Annotated in this window: 16 protein-coding genes, 1 pseudogene and 1 riboswitch; of the genes and pseudogenes, 4 read left to right on the top strand and 13 right to left on the bottom strand. The window is 37.2% G+C overall.

Going from position 1 to position 21,603, the window contains the following annotated elements; translation table 11 throughout:
* Positions 1 to 301: 301 nt before the first annotated feature.
* Both hutH and ACIQXF_RS16815 read right to left on the bottom strand, forming a co-directional pair.
* A complete protein-coding gene (gene hutH / locus ACIQXF_RS16820) occupies positions 302 to 1,816 on the bottom strand; it encodes a histidine ammonia-lyase (RefSeq protein ID WP_402784900.1) in 1,515 nt (504 codons plus the stop codon).
* Between the two features lie 25 nt (positions 1,817 to 1,841).
* A complete protein-coding gene (locus tag ACIQXF_RS16815) occupies positions 1,842 to 1,982 on the bottom strand; it encodes a hypothetical protein (protein ID WP_402784897.1) in 141 nt (46 codons plus the stop codon).
* A 180-nt stretch (positions 1,983 to 2,162) separates the two neighbouring features.
* Between ACIQXF_RS16815 and ACIQXF_RS16810 the strand changes: the two genes are divergently transcribed.
* Positions 2,163 to 3,617, top strand: coding sequence for a helix-turn-helix domain-containing protein (locus tag ACIQXF_RS16810; RefSeq protein ID WP_402784894.1), 1,455 nt, complete (start codon positions 2,163 to 2,165; stop codon positions 3,615 to 3,617).
* 519 nt (positions 3,618 to 4,136) lie between these two features.
* The gene (locus tag ACIQXF_RS16805) at positions 4,137 to 5,642 is read left to right on the top strand and encodes a catalase (RefSeq protein WP_402784891.1); all 1,506 of its coding nucleotides are present in this window, start codon (positions 4,137 to 4,139) and stop codon (positions 5,640 to 5,642) included.
* Between the two features lie 170 nt (positions 5,643 to 5,812).
* Here ACIQXF_RS16805 and ACIQXF_RS16800 read toward each other — a convergent pair whose 3' ends face one another.
* The 10 genes from ACIQXF_RS16800 to ACIQXF_RS16755 form a co-directional block, all read right to left on the bottom strand.
* A complete protein-coding gene (locus tag ACIQXF_RS16800) occupies positions 5,813 to 7,651 on the bottom strand; it encodes a dipeptide ABC transporter ATP-binding protein (protein ID WP_402784888.1) in 1,839 nt (612 codons plus the stop codon).
* A gap of 28 nt (positions 7,652 to 7,679) precedes the next feature.
* Entirely contained in the window at positions 7,680 to 8,501 is an 822-nt protein-coding gene (locus ACIQXF_RS16795; protein WP_402784885.1) for an ABC transporter permease, read from the bottom strand.
* A complete protein-coding gene (locus ACIQXF_RS16790) occupies positions 8,494 to 9,438 on the bottom strand; it encodes an ABC transporter permease (RefSeq protein WP_402784882.1) in 945 nt (314 codons plus the stop codon). Before ACIQXF_RS16790 ends, ACIQXF_RS16795 begins: the two co-directional genes overlap by 8 nt.
* Before the next feature lie 13 nt (positions 9,439 to 9,451).
* Entirely contained in the window at positions 9,452 to 10,213 is a 762-nt protein-coding gene (locus tag ACIQXF_RS16785; protein WP_402784879.1) for a nucleotide-binding protein, read from the bottom strand.
* Between the two features lie 15 nt (positions 10,214 to 10,228).
* The gene (locus tag ACIQXF_RS16780; protein WP_402784877.1) at positions 10,229 to 11,509 is read right to left on the bottom strand and encodes a nitrogenase component 1; all 1,281 of its coding nucleotides are present in this window, start codon (positions 11,507 to 11,509) and stop codon (positions 10,229 to 10,231) included.
* Positions 11,509 to 12,762: a nitrogenase component 1 gene (locus tag ACIQXF_RS16775; RefSeq protein ID WP_402784874.1), complete on the bottom strand. Its 1,254-nt coding sequence runs from the start codon at positions 12,760 to 12,762 to the stop codon at positions 11,509 to 11,511. The genes ACIQXF_RS16780 and ACIQXF_RS16775 overlap by 1 nt, the downstream gene beginning before the upstream one ends.
* Before the next feature lie 18 nt (positions 12,763 to 12,780).
* The gene (locus tag ACIQXF_RS16770) at positions 12,781 to 14,364 is read right to left on the bottom strand and encodes an ABC transporter substrate-binding protein (RefSeq protein WP_402784936.1); all 1,584 of its coding nucleotides are present in this window, start codon (positions 14,362 to 14,364) and stop codon (positions 12,781 to 12,783) included.
* Positions 14,365 to 14,657: 293 nt separating this feature from the next.
* A complete protein-coding gene (gene thiC / locus ACIQXF_RS16765; RefSeq protein ID WP_402784872.1) occupies positions 14,658 to 16,436 on the bottom strand; it encodes a phosphomethylpyrimidine synthase ThiC in 1,779 nt (592 codons plus the stop codon).
* Positions 16,437 to 16,661: 225 nt separating this feature from the next.
* Positions 16,662 to 16,776, bottom strand: a riboswitch (TPP riboswitch).
* A 129-nt stretch (positions 16,777 to 16,905) separates the two neighbouring features.
* Positions 16,906 to 17,835 carry an AEC family transporter gene (locus tag ACIQXF_RS16760; RefSeq protein ID WP_402784869.1) on the bottom strand — a complete coding sequence of 310 codons (930 nt, stop codon included), beginning with the start codon at positions 17,833 to 17,835 and terminating at the stop codon, positions 16,906 to 16,908.
* Between the two features lie 110 nt (positions 17,836 to 17,945).
* A complete protein-coding gene (locus tag ACIQXF_RS16755) occupies positions 17,946 to 18,182 on the bottom strand; it encodes a hypothetical protein (protein ID WP_402784866.1) in 237 nt (78 codons plus the stop codon).
* A 125-nt stretch (positions 18,183 to 18,307) separates the two neighbouring features.
* On the opposite strand from ACIQXF_RS16755, the pseudogene ACIQXF_RS16750 reads away from it, so the two are divergent.
* Together ACIQXF_RS16750 and ACIQXF_RS16745 are read left to right on the top strand one after the other, a co-directional pair.
* A pseudogene (locus tag ACIQXF_RS16750) lies at positions 18,308 to 18,409 on the top strand (methyl-accepting chemotaxis protein); the annotation flags it as partial.
* Positions 18,410 to 18,748: 339 nt separating this feature from the next.
* A complete protein-coding gene (locus ACIQXF_RS16745; RefSeq protein WP_402784863.1) occupies positions 18,749 to 20,341 on the top strand; it encodes an S-layer protein in 1,593 nt (530 codons plus the stop codon).
* A gap of 89 nt (positions 20,342 to 20,430) precedes the next feature.
* Here ACIQXF_RS16745 and ACIQXF_RS16740 read toward each other — a convergent pair whose 3' ends face one another.
* Complete coding sequence (locus tag ACIQXF_RS16740) at positions 20,431 to 21,585, bottom strand: response regulator (RefSeq protein ID WP_402784860.1); 1,155 nt, start codon at positions 21,583 to 21,585, stop codon at positions 20,431 to 20,433.
* Between the last annotated feature and the right edge of the window lie 18 nt (positions 21,586 to 21,603).

The following is a 21,603-nucleotide window of genomic DNA, read 5'->3' as shown; positions in this document are numbered from 1 at the left end:
AACACGCTCCTTTAAAATAGTAAAAATGCTATTGGTGTTACGATGATTAAAGAAAATACGACACGCTAAAACCAAATAAGTGTTAATGGAATTCCAAATATAAAAAGTTGAATATTCCGACTAAATTATAGACAACCGTCTTCATAGCGGGGGAGACTCGAAATTCCGAATCTTGCCCCAGCTCTCGTTGCTGAAATTCCATCCTTTTCCCCTTACGTTTGAACTTTTCCCGATAGAATCTCTAGTTCACAAGTTGAGGAGTTTTTTGGGATTTGCTTTAGCTAAGTTATCGCAATAAGACTTACATATACTCATTTAATAGAACATCGCTCGTTAATAAATACTTTGCAAGCGCTTCAATTTCATCGCCAATTGGTTGATCCGCTAACAGTGGCGGACAAAATTCACGCACTTTTTCTAAATACTTTCGTGTTGTTGGAGATAACTGCTCTTCTGCCTTATCTAAATGAATAGCCTGTGATGCACAAATCATTTCTATCGCTATTACTCGTGCAGCATTGTGAACAATTTGACGGACTTGGCGAGCTGATGTTGTCCCCATGCTCACATGATCTTCTTGGTTACCCGATGTTGGAATAGAATCCACACTCGAAGGATGTGCCAATACTTTGTTTTCAGATACGATAGAAGCCGCTGTATATTGAGCAATCATTAGTCCACATTCAATACCAGGGTTTGTCGCTAAAAATGGTGGCAAACCTTCATTAAGTTGCGGATTAACCATACGCTCTGTACGACGCTCTGAAATATTAGCCCACTCACAAACGCCAATTTTTAAGAAATCCATTGCTAATGCAATTGGTTGACCATGGAAATGGCCACCAGATAATACCTCACCATTTTCTAAAACAATCGGATTATCTGTCGTTGCATTCATTTCTGTTTGCACTCGGTCCTTGGCGTAGAAGAATGACTGCCAAGATGCACCATGTACCTGTGGGATACAGCGAAGTGAATAAGCATCCTGCATGCGTAACTCACCCTGCTTCGTTACACGTTTACTTCCATCAAGCCACTTACGAATTCGTCCGCCTACAAGTTCTAATTCCGGATGTGGTCTTACTGCTAAAAGTGCTGGATCAAACGCCGATGTAATACCCTTCAATGCCTCTAGTGTTAAACTTGCCGCCATATCTGCCGCAAGCCCGATGCGCTCAGCCTCGTTCACTGTCAAAACACCAATACCTGTCATCGCTTGAGTACCATTAACTAGTGCTAGCCCTTCCTTGGCTTGGAGTCGGACAGGCGTAAGTCCAACTTCCTGTAATGCCATACTACCACTCATAACCTCTCCATTAAACTCAGCCTTACCTTCTCCAACAAGCACTAAAGCCAAATGTGATAATGGCGCTAAATCCCCACTTGCTCCAACTGAGCCTTGTGACGGTACAATTGGATGTACACCTTTATTAATAAATTCCAATAATAGTTGCACTGTTTCCTGACGAACGCCTGAAAAACCACGCGCTAAAGCATTGGCACGTAAAACCATCATTGCACGTACAACATCTGTTGGGAACGGTTCGCCCACACCTGTTGCATCTGAGCGCAATAAATTTAACTGTAAAAGTTCAATATCTTCCTCTTCAATCTTTATGTTACTCAACTTTCCAAATCCTGTATTTACACCATAAATCGTTTGCCCTTCAGCTAAACGCTTTTCAATTCGTTCTCTACTTAAACGGATACGCTCTACACTGTCTGCAGAAAGTGCAACTTCAGCATTCCCCTTAACGATTTCCTCAATTTGCTGTCTTGTTAATGTGCTGCCATCAAGCTCGATGATTGACTTCATATGACATCCCCCTATTTCTTTATGGCTATGTAAAAATGCTTTTAATCCATTTTGTCTTCGTAATTGTTGCTGTCGCTTCGCTTTCGCACAGTACACATTTGTTGCTGTCGCTTTGCTTTCGCACAGTACACATTTGTTGCTGTCGCTCCACTTTCGCACTTAACACACATTTGCTGAATGAAGATTAAATAGCAATTACTCTATTTACATTGTACTAACTACCTTTTTCAGAAAATAGAGAATTTTAATATACAAAACATTATTTTTTTCAGATTCTTATGTTATTTTTAATAATATAATCGTATTTTTTTACGAAACTAGATTATTTTAAGAAAGGCTGATTGTAATGAGGCTGTTATTAATAGATCGAGACCCCGCTGAACTTTCAGGTATTCAATGGTTTTTACATACGTATTTTCCTGGGGATGTCCTGATTGAAATGTGTACCAGTATTACAGAGGCACCTAAAATTATTCAGCAATTTGAACCTGAAGTGATACTACTCAATATTGATTTATTTCCTAATAATCGATTAACTGTTCTTTATCGCGTTTTTCAAAAGTATTCTGGTGCGATCCTAGCAATGACAACAGAGCCATTATTTAAAAATGCATTAAAGGCCATTGAATTACAGGTAGCACATCTTTTTGTAAAACCAATTGACTTAGAAGTATTAAAGCAAAAACTTACGGCTATATCTCTTCGCACACCACAGGTAAATGATGCTTATGAGGAGGCAACAGATGAATCCTTTTACTATCGATTATTTTTAGACAGTACGACTCCCTCCATAGAGACAGACATACATTTTACAATGATCGAGCCTGAGCATCCCGAAACATTGGATAAGCTATACAATTGGCTCCAGCAAACACCTATTCACTACCATATGCAAGTCTATCCATTATCTGATAGAATCGTCTGCTTATTTCAAACGAACGATGTAAAAATCGTAGAAAAAGATGTGCGTACACTTATGAAAGAATGGCGTCTAACAAGCAATAGCTCTTTAAATATCGGGATTTATGATGGGGAACCTACAACCTTAAAGAATATGTATACCTTAACGAAACGTGCTCTTCACCAAAGCTTTTACGAGGGCTTCGGGCATATTTTTTACGCAAGCAAACAATTCGAAGCTCAGCCCTTCGACCCTTTATTAACGCCAGAGGAACAACAATTACTAATAAGTAGTTTGGAGGAAGGAAATCTTGAGGCCGTCAAAGCATTTTTATATCGGCTATCTAATGAAGGAATTTATTACGAGCAAGATGACTTACGCATCCATCTAACAAGTGTTTTGGCGCAAATTCGCCGCTTCATGCTGAAGTATAAACTACATGAGAAAGCCGCCATTGAGCAAAGTTATCGTCAACTTTTTCACTTAATTATCGAGCATCCTATATTTTATACCATTCTAAATGGCATCATTTCATTTACACAAAGACTTATTGAATTGGCTCGTGAGGCACGACTGGCGAAAAGAGCTGACTATGTAGAACTGGCAATAGAAAATATCGATCAACAATTTCAGGATAGCGGGTTATCTTTACCCTTCGTTGCCCATAAATTAGGAATTAGTCCCAATTATTTAAGTGCGATTTTTTCAAAGAAGCAAGGCCTGCCTTTTAAACGCTACCTACAGCAAGTTCGAATTCATAATGCCACGAAAATGCTTTTAGACACAGATTTTGCTATTAGCGAAGTTGCACAATTAAATGGGTTTGAAGATCCAAATTATTTTATTAAAATTTTTAAACAGCAAATAGGAATAACGCCTAATCGTTATCGTAAATCTTAAAAAGTATAGTGTTCAATTTTCATTTAGCACACTTAATTTTCAATTCAAATGGATAAGATGCAGGAATTCTCTTTCATTCTATTTAGTATTCGAGCCAACAATTTACTATAACTTATTTCAAATTAACTCTTATCAATTTCGCCTTGGCGTAATTGCGTCCGGAGGCTTTGGGCCAACGTGATGTTGGTCACTCTGCCACAGGACGTGGCGTTCTTAGACTGAGTTCCTCTATTTCAGTAGGTGTTTGAACACCTACTGAAAAGGAATCACATTTGCATTCATCTCATCACCTATTGAGATGGGAGTCTTCTGCTGAATGAGGATAAAATGTTTTGAATAGCTAAATTTGTGGTAAAAACTATTCATAAACTTCTTAATCCCCACATATATTTATAGTTTATATCTTAATATAAAAATTCTTTAACAATAATTATTATAATGTACTAGCAATTCTATTTTATATTTGCTATAGTTATAAACGAAGAGTTTGACTCACAATTTTTTCAGGAGGTAAACTATATGACAAATGCAAATGATCGTAGCCGTCGTTTTACAACAGCAGGTGGTGCTCCAGTAGTAAGTAACCATGACTCAATGTCAGCAGGTTCTCGAGGTCCTCTATTACTTCAAGATGTATGGCTAGTTGAAAAATTAGCGAACTTCAACCGTGAAGTTATCCCTGAACGTCGTATGCACGCTAAAGGTTCAGGTGCATTCGGTACTTTTACTGTAACGCATGATATTACTCAATATACAAAAGCAAAAATCTTCTCAGAGGTTGGGAAGAAAACAGAAATGTTTGCACGCTTCTCCACGGTCGCAGGTGAACGTGGTGCTGCAGATGCTGAGCGCGATATTCGAGGCTTTGCCCTTAAATTCTATACAGAAGAAGGCAACTGGGATTTAGTTGGTAACAATACACCTGTATTCTTCTTCCGTGACCCATTACACTTTACAGATTTAAATCACGTAGTAAAACGTGACCCACGTACAAATATGAAAAACGCTAATTCAAATTGGGATTTCTGGACTTCATTACCAGAAGCACTCCACCAAGTAACAATTGTTATGTCTGACCGTGGTATTCCATCTGGTTACCGCAATATGCATGGCTTCGGTTCCCACACTTATAGTTTCATTAATGCTGAAAACGAGCGCGTATGGGTTAAATTCCACTTCCGTACAGAGCAAGGCATTAAAAACTTAACAGGTGCTGAGGCTACTGAGGTAGTCGGTAATGATCGCGAGTCTTCACAACGCGATCTATATGAGGCAATTGAAAAAGGCGATTTCCCTAAATGGAAAATGTACATTCAGGTAATGACGGAAGAACAAGCTCGTGAGCTACCATATAACCCATTTGATTTAACAAAAGTATGGTATAAAAAAGACTTCCCATTAATTCCTGTTGGTGAATTCGAGTTAAATAAAAACCCAGACAACTACTTTGCAGAAGTTGAGCAAGCAGCATTTGCACCATCTAACATTGTTCCTGGAGTTAGCTTCTCTCCAGATAAAATGTTACAAGGCCGTATTTTTGCATATGCAGATGCACAACGCTATCGCTTAGGCGTAAACCACTATATGCTTCCTGTAAACGCACCAAAATGCCCATTCCGTACTTTCCACCGCGATGGCGCAATGCGTTTCGATGGTAACCTTGGTTCAACACTAGGCTATGAACCAAATAGCTATGGTGAATGGGAGCATAACTTAGACTATAAAGAGCCTGAATTACGTATTGATGGTAATGCAGGTATCCATGACTTCCGCGAAGACGACAATAACTACTTCGAGCAGCCAGGTAAACTATTCCGTCTAATGTCTGCAGAAGAACAACAACGCCTTTTCGAGAATACGGCAAACGATATGGCATCTGTTGAAGAGTTCATCAAGCGCCGCCACATCCTTCACTGCTATTTAGCAGATCCAGCATATGGTGAAGGTGTAGCAAAAGCTATGGGTCTTTCATTAGAAGGCGCGGATCTTACAAACCCATACGTAAAACAACCAACTAACGTTTAATTTTCAATTTATTATTGATATCCAGTCCAACTTTTAGAGGGTCACCACCCCAAAATAAAAAAGCATGTTAGGAGTGAATGAATTCTTCACTCTTTCATGCTTTTTTGATATATAGGATAGAAATACCAAATGCTTCCAGAAAAGTTGGCTATGAGGTGGTATCTAGCACTCTATTTTCTTAAAATCACTTTATTACTTCCTAATTTCGCGGCATCAATAAGTGTTTTAGTATAAGGCTGCTTCGGATGATTTATTACTTCTTCGCAATAGCCTAACTCTACGATTTTCCCTTGATGCATGACTACAATTCGATCCGCAATATATCGTGTTAACGCTAAATCATGTGAAATGAAAATCATGCTTATTTGAAGTGATTGTCGTAATTCCATCAATAAATTAATAATTTGCGCTTGAATCGAAACATCTAATGCTGATACGGGTTCATCTAAAACTAGTAATTTAGGGTTGTTAGCAATAGCTCTTGCAATTGATACCCGCTGTCTTTGCCCTCCACTCATTTGATGTGGGTACACTTTTTTTAATTCTAATGGTAGTCCTACTAATTGTAACAATTCCTCTATTCGCCGATTACGATCTTTCGCAGGCCAATTGTTAATTCGAAGTGGTTCTTTTAATAACTCCTCTATCGGCATTTTAGGATTTAAACTTGAATATGAATTTTGAAACACAAACCCAACTTGACCATGCATTTGATAAAAATGTTTTTTATTTTTTACTGGCAGATTTAAAAAGTAAATATCTCCAGCAGTCTGTTTATGTATGCCAAATAACGTTTGCCATAAAGTAGATTTACCAGCCCCACTCTCTCCTACTATCGCCAGTACCTCTCCTTTATACAACTGAAAACTAACATTATCCACCACATTAAACGCTTTTTTATTAAATATATTGCCATACTTAAATTGTTTCGTTATATGCTTCGCTTCAAAAACAGGCTTTTTCAAATCAATTTCTAAACGCGCCAACTTTTTTGTGGCTATTTTTTCATTTAATAAAGAATCAAGCCTATCATCCTCCATAAAGCAAACTACTTTTCGGTCGTTATACTCTTTATACTCTTTATATACGGGTTCTACATTGCGACAGCGGTCATTTGCCAATTTACAACGTGGATGAAATGAGCAGCCAGATGGTAAACATCTTAAATTAGGCGGCTGGCCTTCTAAAGCAAATAACTTTTCATCCTTATTTGCATCTATATTTGGTATGGCCTTTAAAAGAGCTTGCGTATAGGGATGTTTTGGTAAATTAATTATATTTTCAATGCTACCATATTCTACAGCTTTTCCAGCATACATAACCAAAATATCATCTGCCAGTCTTAATGTCTCACTTAAATCATGAGTAATTAATAAGATTGTTAATTTCACTTTTTCTTTTAACTCGATTAACAAATCTAATATTTGCTTCTTTACTGTACTATCTAAAGCCGTTGTAGGTTCATCAGCAATCAATAAATCTGGCTCACTTGCTAATGCTATGGCAATCATTACTCGTTGTCGCATACCTCCACTTAATTCATGAGGGTACTGCTTTAAACGAATAGGCGCTTCATTTAGTCCTACCTTTTCCAACAAATCTATGCAGATAGCTTCCAATTCCTTTTTAGAGAAATGATGATTTTTACTAACTACAAAAGCCTCTGCCAATTGACTATATATAGTCATTACTGGATTCAATGCAGTCATCGGATCCTGAAAAACCATTGAAATTTTCTTAGCCCTTATGTGGTTCCACTCCGACTCTGTTTTATTGAGCAAAGATTCCCCATTCAACAATATTTCGCCAAAACGCACTTGCCCATTTAGAGGTAATAATCCAGAGATAGACAAAGCCGTAACCGTTTTTCCAGAACCTGATTCCCCAACGATTGATAGGGTCCTCCCTTTTGGTATTGAAAATGAAAGATTTCTCACTACATCAAACTGCTCTTTATCATTCTGATAACAAATTGTTAAATTCTTCACCTCAAGCATTGATTGTTCCATCCTCAACACTCCTACTACAATATACTCTCTATCCATTTAACTGATTTGGGTCATACGCATCTCTTAATTTTTCCCCTAATATTGTAAAAGCTGTAACCGCCAACATAATTGCTAACCCTGGAAATAATAACAAATAAGTATGGTCTCTCATGTAAGGTCTTGCCTCACTAATCATCATCCCCCACTCAGCAAATGGCGGCTCAATTCCTAAGCCGAGTAACGAAAAACCAGCTAGAGCCGTCATCATCCAACTCATATTCAATGCCATCACCACTAATAATTGTGGTATTGTATTAGGAATAATATGTTTATATAAAATCTGCCAAGTTGGAACACCATAAAGTTTTGCTGCCATTACATACTCATTTTCCCTCACTGCTAATGTCACTCCACGGACAATTCTTGCAAAACCGACCCACCAAGTTAAAATCATGGCCACCATCAAATTAACAATACCAGGCCCAATAATTCCAACAACGGCAAGCGCTAAAATCCGACTGGGAAAGGCTGAAATAATTTCTACTAATCGCATTAATATATTATCTATTGTCCCACCAAAATATCCAGCCACCACTCCAAATATCGAACCAATAATAAAGCAACCTATTGTAATTGTTAAAGCAATTAAGACAGTCGTCCTTGCTCCATAAATAATTCTAGAAAACACATCACGTCCTAAATGATCCGTTCCTAACCAATAAGTAGAATTGGGGTGTGAAAAGCGATCTGCTAATATACCTACATTAGGATCATAAGGCATAATAAATTCAGCAAAAATAGCAAAACAAAATAAAACAATCAGTATACTTCCAATAATATAGAATCCAATATTATTCTTTAATTTAGTCAAGCATTTTCACTCCGTTCACTTTCACTCGAGGATCAAGCAGCATATACACTAAATCAACTATTAAATTAATTACAATGGTAATAACTGCCATCAACAAAACATAACCTTGCATTAATGGAATATCGCGATTACTAATTGCTTGTAGCGCTAATTTCCCAAGACCTGGCCAATTAAAAATACTTTCAATAATAACAGTCCCGCCAATTAAAAATGCTATACTTGCTCCAAGTGAGGTTGTAAAAGGAATTAATGCATTTCGAAGAGCATGCTTAAATAAAACTCTTTTACTAGATAACCCTTTAGAACGAGCCATCACTATATATTGACTATTTTGAACTTCTAATAGGCTCGCTCTTAAAATTCTCGCTTTACCAGCTCCCAATCCCATCCCTAAAATACAGGCGGGTAAAATTAAGTGCCCAATCGTCCCGTAACCAAAAAGTGGAACAAGTTGCCACGTATAGGCAAACAGATATAAAAGTACAAACGCTAATAAAAAATCTGGAATACAGCTTAAAAGTAATGAAAATGTCAGAATTACTTTGTCTATAATTGTATCTTTATAATAAGCTGCTAAAGTGCCCAAGATGACAGACACAGCAATTCCAATAATCATTGCAGAACCCGTCAAAATTATTGTTGGCCACACTTTGGTGAGTAAGGATTGAACAACGGGCTCTTTCGTAATCCAGGAAATCCCCAAATCAAACTGTAACGCTGACATTAACCACTCAAAATATTGACCTAATAAAGGTTCACTAAGCCCTAATTCTTCTTGTTTATCTAGTATGGACTCAAGCGTTGGCTGTCCTCCATTTTTTGCAATAATATTTTCCGCAATATCCCCCGGAATAATACTAGTTAAAAAAAACGTAAAAAACGAAATAATCAGTAACATAAATGGTAGAATGATTATTCTTTTGATAATAATGGACATTAACATCCCTCCATTAGCCCATAACAATTTCCGCCAATCTTCTATACTCATTGGCTAAATCAGAATCTGGTGCACCTTCGATTACTGTTAGATTCTCTTTTTCACATTTTTGTACAATTGGATCACGAGGGAATTTATATACTAGGTCTGTTTCGATTTCCTCCAATGCTTCTCGTACTCGTTGGTCTTCAGAACTTCCCCCCTTAGAGTTAAATACAAGACCCTTCAACTTTGCATAACCACGGTTTCGGAAATTATGAACCGCCTGTGAAATATTATAAGCCGCAAACAATGACATACGTTCCCCTGAACTTACAATATATACATCCTCAGCATACCCATCACGAAGTGGCACTGCAAAACCACCACATACAACGTCGCCTAATACATCGTAAATGACAACATCCGGTTGATAGATCTCAATAGCCTTAAGTTCTTTCATTTTCTGAAATGCTGCAATAATTCCTTGTCCTGCACACCCTATTCCTGGCGTTGGTCCACCAACCTCAATACATAAAACCCCGTTGTAACCCTCTTTCACAAAATCCGATAACTCTATATTATCCTTTTTTTCTTTAAGAACATTCAACACTGTTGGAACCTTTTCACGAGTTAAAAACATCGTTGAATCTGCTTTCGGATCACAACCGATTTGCAATACTTTTAAGCCTCGTTCACTTAAAGCAGCTGTTAAGTTTGCTGAAATGGTTGACTTACCAATACCACCTTTCCCGTAAAAGGCAATACGTTTTAATGGCTTTTTATCTGTTGTCATATGTCAAACCCTCCATTAACTCTTTAATATAGAATACATGCTAATTTGATTTAACAATTGCTCCGTCAATGCTTGAAAACCTTTAAAGCCTATAATTGGCGAGCCGTCAAAAAAGTCAAATGTATCATAAGCCGGCTCATTAATACGCATATGGATTGGAGAAGATTTCATCAATGTTGTTTCTTCGATGCTTCCAAATAAAATAAGAGGATTAGTTTTATTTAATACTGCTTTCCATTCAAACTCACTTGGCAACACGTATATGTCGTCCACTCCAAATTCACGTAGTTTTTCGATTTCATCTAACATCGGTATAGTTGTAAGACGAATTGCTACTACTGGTAAATTCCATTCTTCTCTTACAAGTTGAACAAAGCCAACAGCCATTTCAGAAGGACACGCTATTACTGTTCTCCAATCATTTTGATAATAGGCACCTGCCGTCACTTGCTCCATATAATGATGCATAGAAATCATTTCTTCATTTTCAAAAAACTCTCTCGGTACTTTTATATTTAATATTTTTGAAACTTCCTCAATCCACTGAAGTGAATGTTTTTGTCCCCAAGGCAACCCATAAATAAATGGAATATCAAAATGTTCCCGCAAATATTGCGCTGACTTTAAACCAGATGCACGTGTCACAATATTTAAGCTTGCACATGACATTTCAGCAATCTTTTTCGTTGTGGCTTCATATGGAAATACAACATTAATGTCATAACCTAGTAATTGAAAGATTCTACGTAGTTCTTTTTCATTCGCACCCCATTTAAATGTATTTATTACAGGGCCAATAATATTTATGTTTTTTTTCTTAGGAATTATTGCTTCCTTAGTAGCAGGACAAAATCGTTCAAGTAATGTATATAACGTTTTTTCAATTCCTGCCTCTGCCCCTTCTTTCCAAGACATATTATCAAATGCTAAAATTGGCTTTTGAATAGCCTCGCCCATTTCAGTTACTACCGCATCAATATCTACGCCAATCAAAGAAGAAACTGGATTAGAAATAACAGCAATCACCGCACACTCCTCAAGCGCCGCTATCTCTTGTAAAGACTTCTTAAGTTTCTCTTCACCGCCACTTAAGGCAATATCTTCTTGTTCAACCGTCGTTGTGCCAAAACGGTTATATAGTCGTGCCTTCGTTTTTTTATCTCCCGCTGCAAATTCGAAAAAATTGCAACCTGCTGGACCATGATTAATAACATACAAATCGCGAATACCTGCTAAGGACCAGATAGCCCCTAAATATTGATTCGTTGGGAGAAATGCAGATGAAATTCTACTCATCAGAATTCCCCCTTCACATGGCATTCTACAAGATTAATAATGTTATCTAGTTCTTGGTTAAATGCTATAAATCCTGGGCCATTTTCTGATGTCATCGGGTGACTATGCGCTACATTTTCAGCCTCTAACATCTCACCTAATGCATGACCGATAAATATTTGTGGTTTAAAACGTTGAACAAGACTTTTTAAGTCTGGACCATAGAATTGATTGACAATGGGAAACTCGATGCCCATTTGTTTTAATTCCTTCATGTAAGGATTATTATCTTCGACTTTTTCTCTTGTCTGTAAAAAAAGTGGTTTCATTCCTACCTTTGTGTAGAAATTAACAGCCTCTATATTATTTCCTTCTACAGTACCTATCCCAAAAGAAATTCCCTTTAATTTATTTCTTGCTGTTTCTACTTTTTCATTATGCTTATCAAGTAGTTGCTTAAGGTCTTCTGATAAATTTACCTCTAACGCAGCAGCAATTCTCTCATAATTTTCTAGAATTTTTTGAGTATTATATGTTTGTTCATATTCAACATATGGAATATCGAATTTTTCACTCATCGCTTCTGCTAATTGAAGTGTACCCCGACCAATTAAAATATTTAATTCAGCTTGTGAAGCGCTTTCAATTTGTGCAAGACTTTCTGCTCCTGGTAAGACTGCATTAATTGTCACCCCTACCTTTTCAAGAAGCTGAACTAGCTCACACTCTCGCCAACGAAGCGAACGTAGTCCAATAATGTTCACATGCTTCTTTTTCTTTTCTAATGGTTTCATTAATTCAACAACCGACAACAAAAACTCACTTTTACCTTTTTGGTGATGTAAGCATGCATAACCATTTGTTTTTACTACTAAAACTTTAGAATGGATTCTTTCTTTCACTAGATTTAAAACGGTCGCATCAAATCCAATAATTTCTGGCGTACAAGTAGACACTAAAAAGATAATTTCAGGGTTTAAGCTCTTCGCTAGTTCTTCAATCGCTTCCTCTACGGCCAGATCTACACCAAAAACCATATCTTCCTGTGTTAAATTTAAAGAATAAATATTATTTCCATTACTATTAAAAGAGAGCTGCCGACGCCCAGAAGCCACACGTGCATGATAAGAACATGAAGGTGGTGAAAGAACCAGTGCTACGCTACTTGGAAAAAAAGGGGCTTGCATAGATACTTCAAATAATCCACAATGTGCACCTGGATACTGCGTTGCTTTACGAGTTTTAAATACCTGATTTGGAGCTACTAAACTCATACAATTACCACCCTTTCACTATTTTTTTGTTAACGCATATACGAAACGAAGTGGATCCATCGTGCCTGCGAATTTCCAATTATCATATTTATTATCCATAATTGTTACTCTAGATGGATGAACTAAAAAAGCACCTGGTATGTTCATCATTACTTCTTGTTGAATATCGTTATAAATCTGTGCCCGCTTTTCATGATCAATCGTCATAACAACATTTCGAACTAATTGATCTAACTTAGGACTATCGCTAATAATTGAATTTGTACCTGTACTCGTAAAGTAATATTGGAAGAAATAATACGGATCAGCATTACTTTTACCCATACTACCTAGTGATACTAAATCGTACTCACCCTTCTTCACTAAATCACGTACAATATCATCTCCACGCACTTCAAGATTCACCTTAACTCCAACATCTTTTAATTGATTTTGTAGTATTTCACTAACAGGTTTCCACGTTCTATCTGATTTGGTAACAAACGTTAACTCCAAGGCTTGACCATCCTTTACAAAATAGCCCTCTTCATTTTTCTCTGTATAACCTGCTTTTTTAAATAATCCTTCAGCTACAGCTAAATCATATGTATAGCCTTCAATCGATGTATCTACCCATGGGATAGAATCATTAAATCCAATTGGACCTTTTGCAGTAGTTGCATAGCCTTCATAGACATAGTCAATAATTTCCTGTCGATTAATCGAATAATTTAGCGCTTCCCGCAAATTTTTATCACTTAATGGACCTTTGTATAAATTGAACCCAATCCATTCCATCGAACTAGCGTCTTCATTAATCACTACTTTTAAATTTTCATTTCCTTTTAATCGCTCAATTTCAGAAAAGGAAATCCCGTAACCATCAGCACCAATCAAATCTACTTCCCCCGATTCAAGTGCCAAAATCATTGTTGAAGCATCCGAAATATAAATGACATTTAAGTTATCAATATCCGGCTTTCCACGCCAATGATTTCCATTAGCTACAAATTCAATTCTTTCTTTAGTACTACTTTGTACTTTATATGGTCCTGTACCAATAGCTTCTACAAATTTCCCTTCTGCATCAAAACCGGTTGGGCTAGGAATGGCAGTTTGATAAGAGCCTACAACTGTTAAAAATGTTGCCGATGGTCTAGTTAATGTGAATACGACTGTATAATCATCAGTAGCTTCTACTTTTTCAATACCTAACCTTCTAGACAACTCTTTATTTTGCATATAACGATTAAACGCTTGAACAACTGCATCACTTGTAAATAATGTATCATCGTGGAATTTAATATCCTTCTTTAAATAAAACGTCCACACTTTTGCATCTTCACTAACCTCCCAATTTTCAGCTAGTGCACTTTCAAATTGGCCAGATGATGTCTCTAACGCCAAGGATTCAAAAACTACCGTCTTTAACGTTGTATTTTCGCGACCATTAGCATAAGGATCTAACCCTAAATAATCTAAAGCATGACCTAATGCAATATTCACATTGCTTGGTTCATTAGCTTTTTCTTTCTTCTCTACTGCTTTTTCATCATTGCCACATGCTGCTATAATAAAAGTTAAACAAATTAATGTAGCAAGTAGAAAAAATTGCTTTTTCACTGATCTCAAAATCATCATCTCCTCAATATATTTTTGAAGCTATTTGAATATTATCAATTAGTTGTGTGAGAATAACGAAAAAAGAAAGAATTTTCAGTGAATATAGAGTGAGATTCTTGTGAAGTTTTGATATGGTGAAGGTGGAGCAAAATGTAAGGATTTTTTCAAATACATGGTAAAAAACCTAACTAAAATTTAATTTTCAACTTATTATTAATATCCAAGCCCAAATTTTTACGACCAAATAAAATAAGACTTGTGCCTAATTTGATAGACACAAGCCTTCACTTGAATTATTTATAAATCTGACTGCCTGCCTTCTTAAATTCTTTTGCCTTTTCCTGCATGCCTTGGTGAATCGCTTCAGTCGTATTTAAGTCTCTTTCCTTTGCATAATTGCGAATATCCTGTGAGATTCTCATACTACAAAACTTAGGTCCACACATTGAACAGAAGTGTGCCGTTTTCGCTCCCTCTGCAGGCAATGTTTCATCGTGATATTCCACTGCACGCTCTGGATCTAGGGATAGATTGAATTGATCGCGCCAGCGGAATTCAAAGCGTGCCTTAGATAGTGCATCGTCACGCTGCTGTGCTCCTGGATGCCCTTTCGCTAAATCTGCCGCGTGAGCAGCAATTTTATACGTAATAACCCCAACACGAACATCCTCACGATTTGGTAACCCCAGATGCTCTTTAGGCGTTACATAGCACAGCATTGCTGTACCAAACCAACCGATCATTGCAGCACCAATGGCTGATGTAATATGGTCATAACCGGGAGCAATATCTGTTGTCAGTGGCCCTAATGTATAGAAAGGAGCTTCCTTACATACCTCTAACTGCTTGTCCATATTTTCTTTAATAAGATGCATTGGCACATGCCCTGGTCCCTCTACCATCACCTGTACATCATGCTTCCAAGCAATTTGTGTTAATTCCCCTAGCGTTTCCAGTTCCGCAAACTGTGCCTCATCATTTGCATCTGCAATGGAACCTGGACGTAAACCATCACCTAAAGAAAAGGCAACATCATATGTTTTCATAATTTCGCAGATTTCTTCAAAATGTGTATATAAAAAGCTCTCTTGATGATGATATAAGCACCACTGTGCCATAATTGAGCCTCCACGAGACACTATACCTGTTACACGATTAGCAGTTAATGGTATATAACGCAGTAATACCCCTGCATGAATCGTGAAGTAATCAACACCTTGCTCGGCCTGCTCAATCAACGTATCACGATACACTTCCCACGTTAAGTCCTCTGCCACACCATTTACTTTTTCTAACGCTTGATAAATAGGTACTGTTCCTACTGGCACTGCGGCATTTCGGATAATCCATTCACGTGTCGTATGAATATGCTTACCAGTCGACAAATCCATAATGTTATCGGCACCCCAACGTGTTGCCCACGTCATTTTTTCTACCTCTTCCGCAATAGAGGATGATACAGCAGAATTCCCAATGTTGGCGTTAATTTTCACGTGGAAGTTGCGTCCAATAATCATCGGCTCGGCCTCAGGATGATTAATATTAGAAGGCAAAATAGCACGCCCTGCCGCGATTTCTGAGCGCACAAATTCAGGGTCCATATTTTCACGAATGGCTACAAATTCCATTTCCGGAGTAATAATTCCCTTTCTTGCATAGTGAAGCTGTGTTACATTTCTACCTCTCTTCGCACGCAAAGGCTTTCTAGATAAATCCGGAAAAACATTTTCTTTAATACGTGGATCATCAGCATTGCGGAATCCATTATCTTCTGGCTTGATGGTACGACCTTCGTATTCTTCAACATCATCCCGCTCACTGATCCATGCACTACATAAGGCAGGCAATCCTTTTGTAATGTCCACCATATATGCAGGATCAGTGTATGGACCACTCGTATCATAAACACGAACTGGCGCATTTTTCTCTTCCCCAAAGCTGCCTGTCGTCGGACTTAATGTAATTTCACGCATTGGTACTAAAATATCAGGTCTCGATCCCTCTACATAAACCTTTTTGCTACCATCAAAGCTCGACATAATTGTAATATTCTTTTCGTTAACTGTTGTCATGACCTACTTCTCTCCCTTATAGAAAATTTCATACAAGGACCGAATCTAGCTCACTCCAACAAAAATCAATTTTCTTTTGCTGTCGCTTCGCTTTCGCACAGATAAACAACGCGTTCGGAGGTTTTATCTGTTTGACACCTACAGATTAAAAAATAAAAGCCGAATCCAAAAAATTTTGGATCCGGCTATCAATGTAAAAGTATAGTTATCGCAAATAATATAGATTGCAACAATGGTTAACTTTCCCACGCTGGTATGAGCCAGATCAGGTCCAAAGGGTCAAGAAACCTCTAAGCGTTTCCCTCTCAGCCTGACTCATCAGACTCCCCTAGTTAATGCTATTTAGTTTGATGCTAGTGTAGCAGATATTACTAAGGGATGGAAGCTTCATTTGATAATTTTTGTCTTATCATCATAACGTGTGGTTGATTTCCGTTCCGTCTAGGCGTTTCCTGAGGGCGTCTAGCTGTTAGGTAAACAACAGTTCCGCTACGTAAATAACAATTGTCACTGTGATGCAGCTCACAATCGTTGAAAACAATACTGTTTGTGCAGCTGTTGCCGATTCTACGTCATATTCTAATGCAAGACTAGAGCTATTTCGCGATGTCGGAAAGGCACTGGCTATAAAAAGGGATTGTGCTACGACACCGTCTAGGCCAAGTACAAAAATAATAAGTAAAGCTACAGCTGGCCCTATGATTAATCGTGTAAAACAGCTAATGAATACCGTTTTATTGAACATAGATTTGATTTCAAGCTGTGATAGTTGTGCACCTAATGTTATTAATGCTATAGCGATAAAACCGTCTGCCACATGATCTATCGGAATTTTAATAAACTGAGGTACAGTGATATCAAAGTAGTTCAGAGCTACACCAATAATAAGCGCATGAATAATAGGCATTTTGAGAAAATCTTTTACGATTGCCATGCCTGACTTTGTTGAAGAAATTAAATTGTACAAGCCGTATGTATACGTGGTCATATTTTGAAATATCACTAGAATAACCTGAATGGCTACACCAATTGGCTGTGTCACAAAAATCATTTGTGCGACTGGAATACCGTAATTGCCGGAATTTATGAGGACAACGCTATTTTTAAACACTGCTGCCTCCGTTCTCACTAGACCTAATGCCCTCGCTACAAAGTGACTAAGCATCATTTGGCTACCAATAAAGAGGAGGATAAACAATGCAACTTCCCCAAGCACCGATAGTTCTATACTCGTTTCATACAAATTCACAAAAACTGCTGCTGGCATAAAACAGTATGTAATAAGTTGCGAAAGTGCCTTTAAATTAAAACGGAATTTTTTTTGAAGAATTGCGCCAAGTACAAGTAGCACTAAAATAGGAGCGACAATCTGAAAGAAAATCATTCCGAGATACATCATGGTAATGTCCCCCTCTCCTTTCCTATAGTAGTGCTGTTTATCTACTTGGTCAATGCACCTCATGATTGCCTATTAGAAATAGTAATCCCACAAATTTGCAGAAAAAAAGGCTACCTTTCATATTTACATATCTGGTTGGTAGTCATTCTTGTATTAAGCAAGCTTAAATCGATTAACAACCTCTTGTAAGTCTTTTCCATGTTATCGATGGATTCTGCCACCTTTTGTAGCTCTGCTTGTTGATCTATAGCAGATGCACTTACTTGTTCAGCAGACGCTGCCGTCTCCTCCGATATTGCAGATATATTTTGAATCGCCATAATAGCTTGATTTTTACGCTCTAGCAATAGAAGAAAGTTTAGTCATTAACATATTGATTGATACCGCAATAGAACGAGAAAGCTCATTTTTACGCGCCTCTCTTAAATCTGCAGCAAAGGTGATTTAACTCAAAAAAGTAGAAGAGAAATTTATAGAAGCTGCTCGCGCGGGTGAACATGGGAAAGGTTTTTCTGTAGTTGCCGAGGAAGTACGAAAGTTAGCAGAGCAATCCAAAAATGAAACAGAAGTTATTATCATAGTATAAACAAGAAATAACACTAAAAATAATCCTATAATAAGGGAAGATAACTTCAAAGCAACACCCCTAGGTTTTCCCATTATAACACCCCCGTTTTATAAAAAAATCATAATGGATGGACTAATGTATCACAACAACATAATTATCGAATAATGCAGAATTTTACTTATTTATGAGTAATTTTAAGCATTTCATTACATAAACAAGACGTTCCGAGAAAAGGACTAATGATTCATTTGCTTTATGGATATATAGTAAAACATCCCTTCGTATACTAATATATTGAAATATATGTTATATTATCTATTAAATACTATGATTGGAGTGACTTAAATGAAAAAGAAAGCGTTATCGACTTTTATGGCAACTGCTATGACAGCCACTTTGGTATTGCCAGTGCTACCTGCAAATGCCGCCTCTGGTGATTCTTCTGTAAACCACTCAATTCAAGTAGCTGCAGCCAAAACAAAAGTACCTTTGGGGCAAACAGTTACGATTACAAATATCACTAAAGATATGGTACGTACATCCAATGGTTCATTCAGAATCAATAAGTCGCTGAAGCCCCTCTTTAAAACATCGAATATCACTGCATTAACGAATGCTCAAGCTACAATTGTGGTAAAGAACGGTGAAATTACGAGCGTTACAGCACTAACATTAAATAAAGCTGGCACGAGCAAAAAAGCCGTATATTTTAACGGCGGAGACGCAGATATTTCAGGAAATCTAACTGTAAATGCGGATTATATGGAAGTTCAGAATGTCAATATTGAAGGTGAACTTATCGTAACGAATCGAGTAAAAAAAGAGATTACGCTTGATGACGTAGCTGTTGATGAGTCAATCACATTCAAGACTTTGGCGGGAAAAGTAAATTGGTTATATGTTTCTTTACAAGACGTTAAATCCTCAACAATTAATTTGAACCGTACGAAAGTAAATGTGACTTCCAACCAAACGATTTCTAAAGTCATTGTAGAAGGTAAAGTTGCTGCATTTGAAGCGGCAGCCAATATTGATAAGCTGACAATCGATGTGGAAGATGATTTTAGCCTGTACGGAGATGGTAAAATTGAGCAAATAATTGTCAAGAGTGGGGAAAAGGTGGCATTAGATTCAGGACATATAGTTAACAATGTACAAGTGGATGATAAATCAGCATCTGTAACTCTACCTGTCTCGAATAAAACAGAACTAAGCAAATTAATCGCATCACCTCCTTACGTTGCCGTGTCTATTTATGGAAATGACACTTTAGCAACAGAGAAATGGACAACACAAGCTGAGCGTACAGCATTCGAAAATGTAGTAATTAGCTCAAGAGCAATAGCTAATAACGCCAACGCTTCACAGGCGCAAGTGGACAATGCCATTACACAGTACAAAACTGCATTAGCAGTTTATCAAGCTGCTCAAAAAACTGGAACGAAATATGGTTATGGTGATAAGTCTTCACTTCAATCACTTATCTATTCTGTTCAGTATGTAACAGTATCTTGGGATGGTTACAACGTACCATATAACACACCATGGACAACTGAATCAGAGAAAAATGCTTTAGCTTCGGCTGTTTCATCTGCTCAATCAGTTGTGAATAATACCTACTCTACTCAAAACGATATTGCCAATGCTATGAATAATTTAAACAATGCTATATCGACTTACAAGAATGCTCAGAAGTATGGTTATGGTTATAATGGATATTATGGTGATAAAACTCAATTATCAGACTTAATTAATTATGCTTGGAATCTATATAATCCTCAAGATACTTACAAGAGCCAATCAGTTAAAGATACTTTCTATTCAGCTATTAATTCAGCTCAAAGTATTGTAGATAATTATTATTCGACACAATACGATGTGACTAACGCTATTGACAAATTAAATGATGCTATTAACTATTACCAATATAATTATTAAATCAGTGAGTGTAATAACATATTATTTGACTAAGGAAAGTACTATTATTAAAAGGGACTCAGCTTAATAATAAGGAGTCCCTTTCAATTTTAAATATTCACTTGTGAAATTACGTTCATTTTACTCCAGTTTCGATACCATTTTTTAATTTCCTCACTTGGCTTCACGGCTATATGCTCCTGTAGCATTTTATTTAATAGCCAATATTGCTCCTCCACAGCAGCAGCATTGTTCTGTAAATTATAGAGCTTCATCAAGGTAAAATAACTTTCTTCCTCATCAGGGAAATATGACTGAACCTTTTCTTGCACCTTCACAGCAGCAAGATAGTTTTCATGTTCAATATAATATTCACTTAATTGCTGCGCATGGTGTAACCATAAACGTCTTAGTCTTTCTCTTTCACTTTCTGACCATAAATAATCGCTATCACCCAAATAATCGCCTGTATAGGCTTGGAATACATGCTCATGCGCCTCTATTGTACCCTGTCCAAGTGGAGGCAAAGACTTTAATTGTTCTAGCCATTGTTCTACATCGATTACCACGTCTTCTACCAATAATTTATAGCCTGAATTCAGCAAAGGACTTGAGATTTTCATTCCTTCTAACCCATAATTTTTCAAAGTTTGACGGATGGTATAAATAGCTGTGTAAAGCTGCTTGGAGGCCTTATCCATATCAGATTCTGGCCAAAATAGCTCCAAAATGGTATCTCGATAAATCATTTCATTGCGATGGCTAAGCATATAAGCAAACAACTCTTTTGCTTTCGATGTACGCCATTTCATTAATTGCCCATCACCATTAGGCGTAACCACCTTCAGATCCCCTAACACCTGAATCATCTTTTGCTTAGTCTTGTTTGGCTGATTCTTTTCGGTAATCCGTTGCAGTCTTTCCAATGTTTTCTGTAAACGTATCTTTTGCACAGGCTTTAGTAGATAATCTATAGCATGCAAATTGAAAGCGTCTATAGCATATTGGTCAAAGCCTGTGGTAAAAACTAGTTCCACGTTTGGCAATAGCTCTTGAATCTTTTCACCGAGTGCAAGGCCGTCCATACCAGGCATTACAATATCTAAAAATACAACATCGGGTTGTAGAGTTTGAATTTGGGCAATTACTTCTAGAGATTCTGTGTATTCTCCAATTACGTTAATCTCCGGGACATTACTTTTTTCAAGTAAGGTTTTTAGTCTCGTTAATGGTAAATGTTCATCATCTACTATCACAATTTTCATAACATCCCCTCCTTAAAA

Origin of the sequence: Lysinibacillus sp. NPDC097231, assembly GCF_044761885.1 — a bacterium.
In the GTDB taxonomy this organism is placed as follows: Bacteria; Bacillota; Bacilli; order Bacillales_A; family Planococcaceae; genus Lysinibacillus.
The sequence above is the reverse complement of the archived record's forward strand: the minus strand, read 5'-3'. Positions and strand labels throughout refer to the sequence as shown.

Excerpts from the sequence above, each read along its gene's own strand:
- hutH (WP_402784900.1), bottom strand. The coding sequence starts at position 1,816 with ATGAAGTCAATCATCGAGCTTGATGGCAGCACATTAACAAGACAGCAA.
- ACIQXF_RS16810 (WP_402784894.1), top strand. The coding sequence starts at position 2,163 with ATGAGGCTGTTATTAATAGATCGAGACCCCGCTGAACTTTCAGGTATT.
- ACIQXF_RS16805 (WP_402784891.1), top strand. The coding sequence starts at position 4,137 with ATGACAAATGCAAATGATCGTAGCCGTCGTTTTACAACAGCAGGTGGT.
- ACIQXF_RS16800 (WP_402784888.1), bottom strand. The coding sequence starts at position 7,651 with ATGGAACAATCAATGCTTGAGGTGAAGAATTTAACAATTTGTTATCAG.
- ACIQXF_RS16790 (WP_402784882.1), bottom strand. The coding sequence starts at position 9,438 with ATGTCCATTATTATCAAAAGAATAATCATTCTACCATTTATGTTACTG.
- ACIQXF_RS16785 (WP_402784879.1), bottom strand. The coding sequence starts at position 10,213 with ATGACAACAGATAAAAAGCCATTAAAACGTATTGCCTTTTACGGGAAA.
- ACIQXF_RS16780 (WP_402784877.1), bottom strand. The coding sequence starts at position 11,509 with ATGAGTAGAATTTCATCTGCATTTCTCCCAACGAATCAATATTTAGGG.
- ACIQXF_RS16775 (WP_402784874.1), bottom strand. The coding sequence starts at position 12,762 with ATGAGTTTAGTAGCTCCAAATCAGGTATTTAAAACTCGTAAAGCAACG.
- thiC (WP_402784872.1), bottom strand. The coding sequence starts at position 16,436 with ATGACAACAGTTAACGAAAAGAATATTACAATTATGTCGAGCTTTGAT.
- ACIQXF_RS16760 (WP_402784869.1), bottom strand. The coding sequence starts at position 17,835 with ATGATGTATCTCGGAATGATTTTCTTTCAGATTGTCGCTCCTATTTTA.
- ACIQXF_RS16745 (WP_402784863.1), top strand. The coding sequence starts at position 18,749 with ATGAAAAAGAAAGCGTTATCGACTTTTATGGCAACTGCTATGACAGCC.
- ACIQXF_RS16740 (WP_402784860.1), bottom strand. The coding sequence starts at position 21,585 with ATGAAAATTGTGATAGTAGATGATGAACATTTACCATTAACGAGACTA.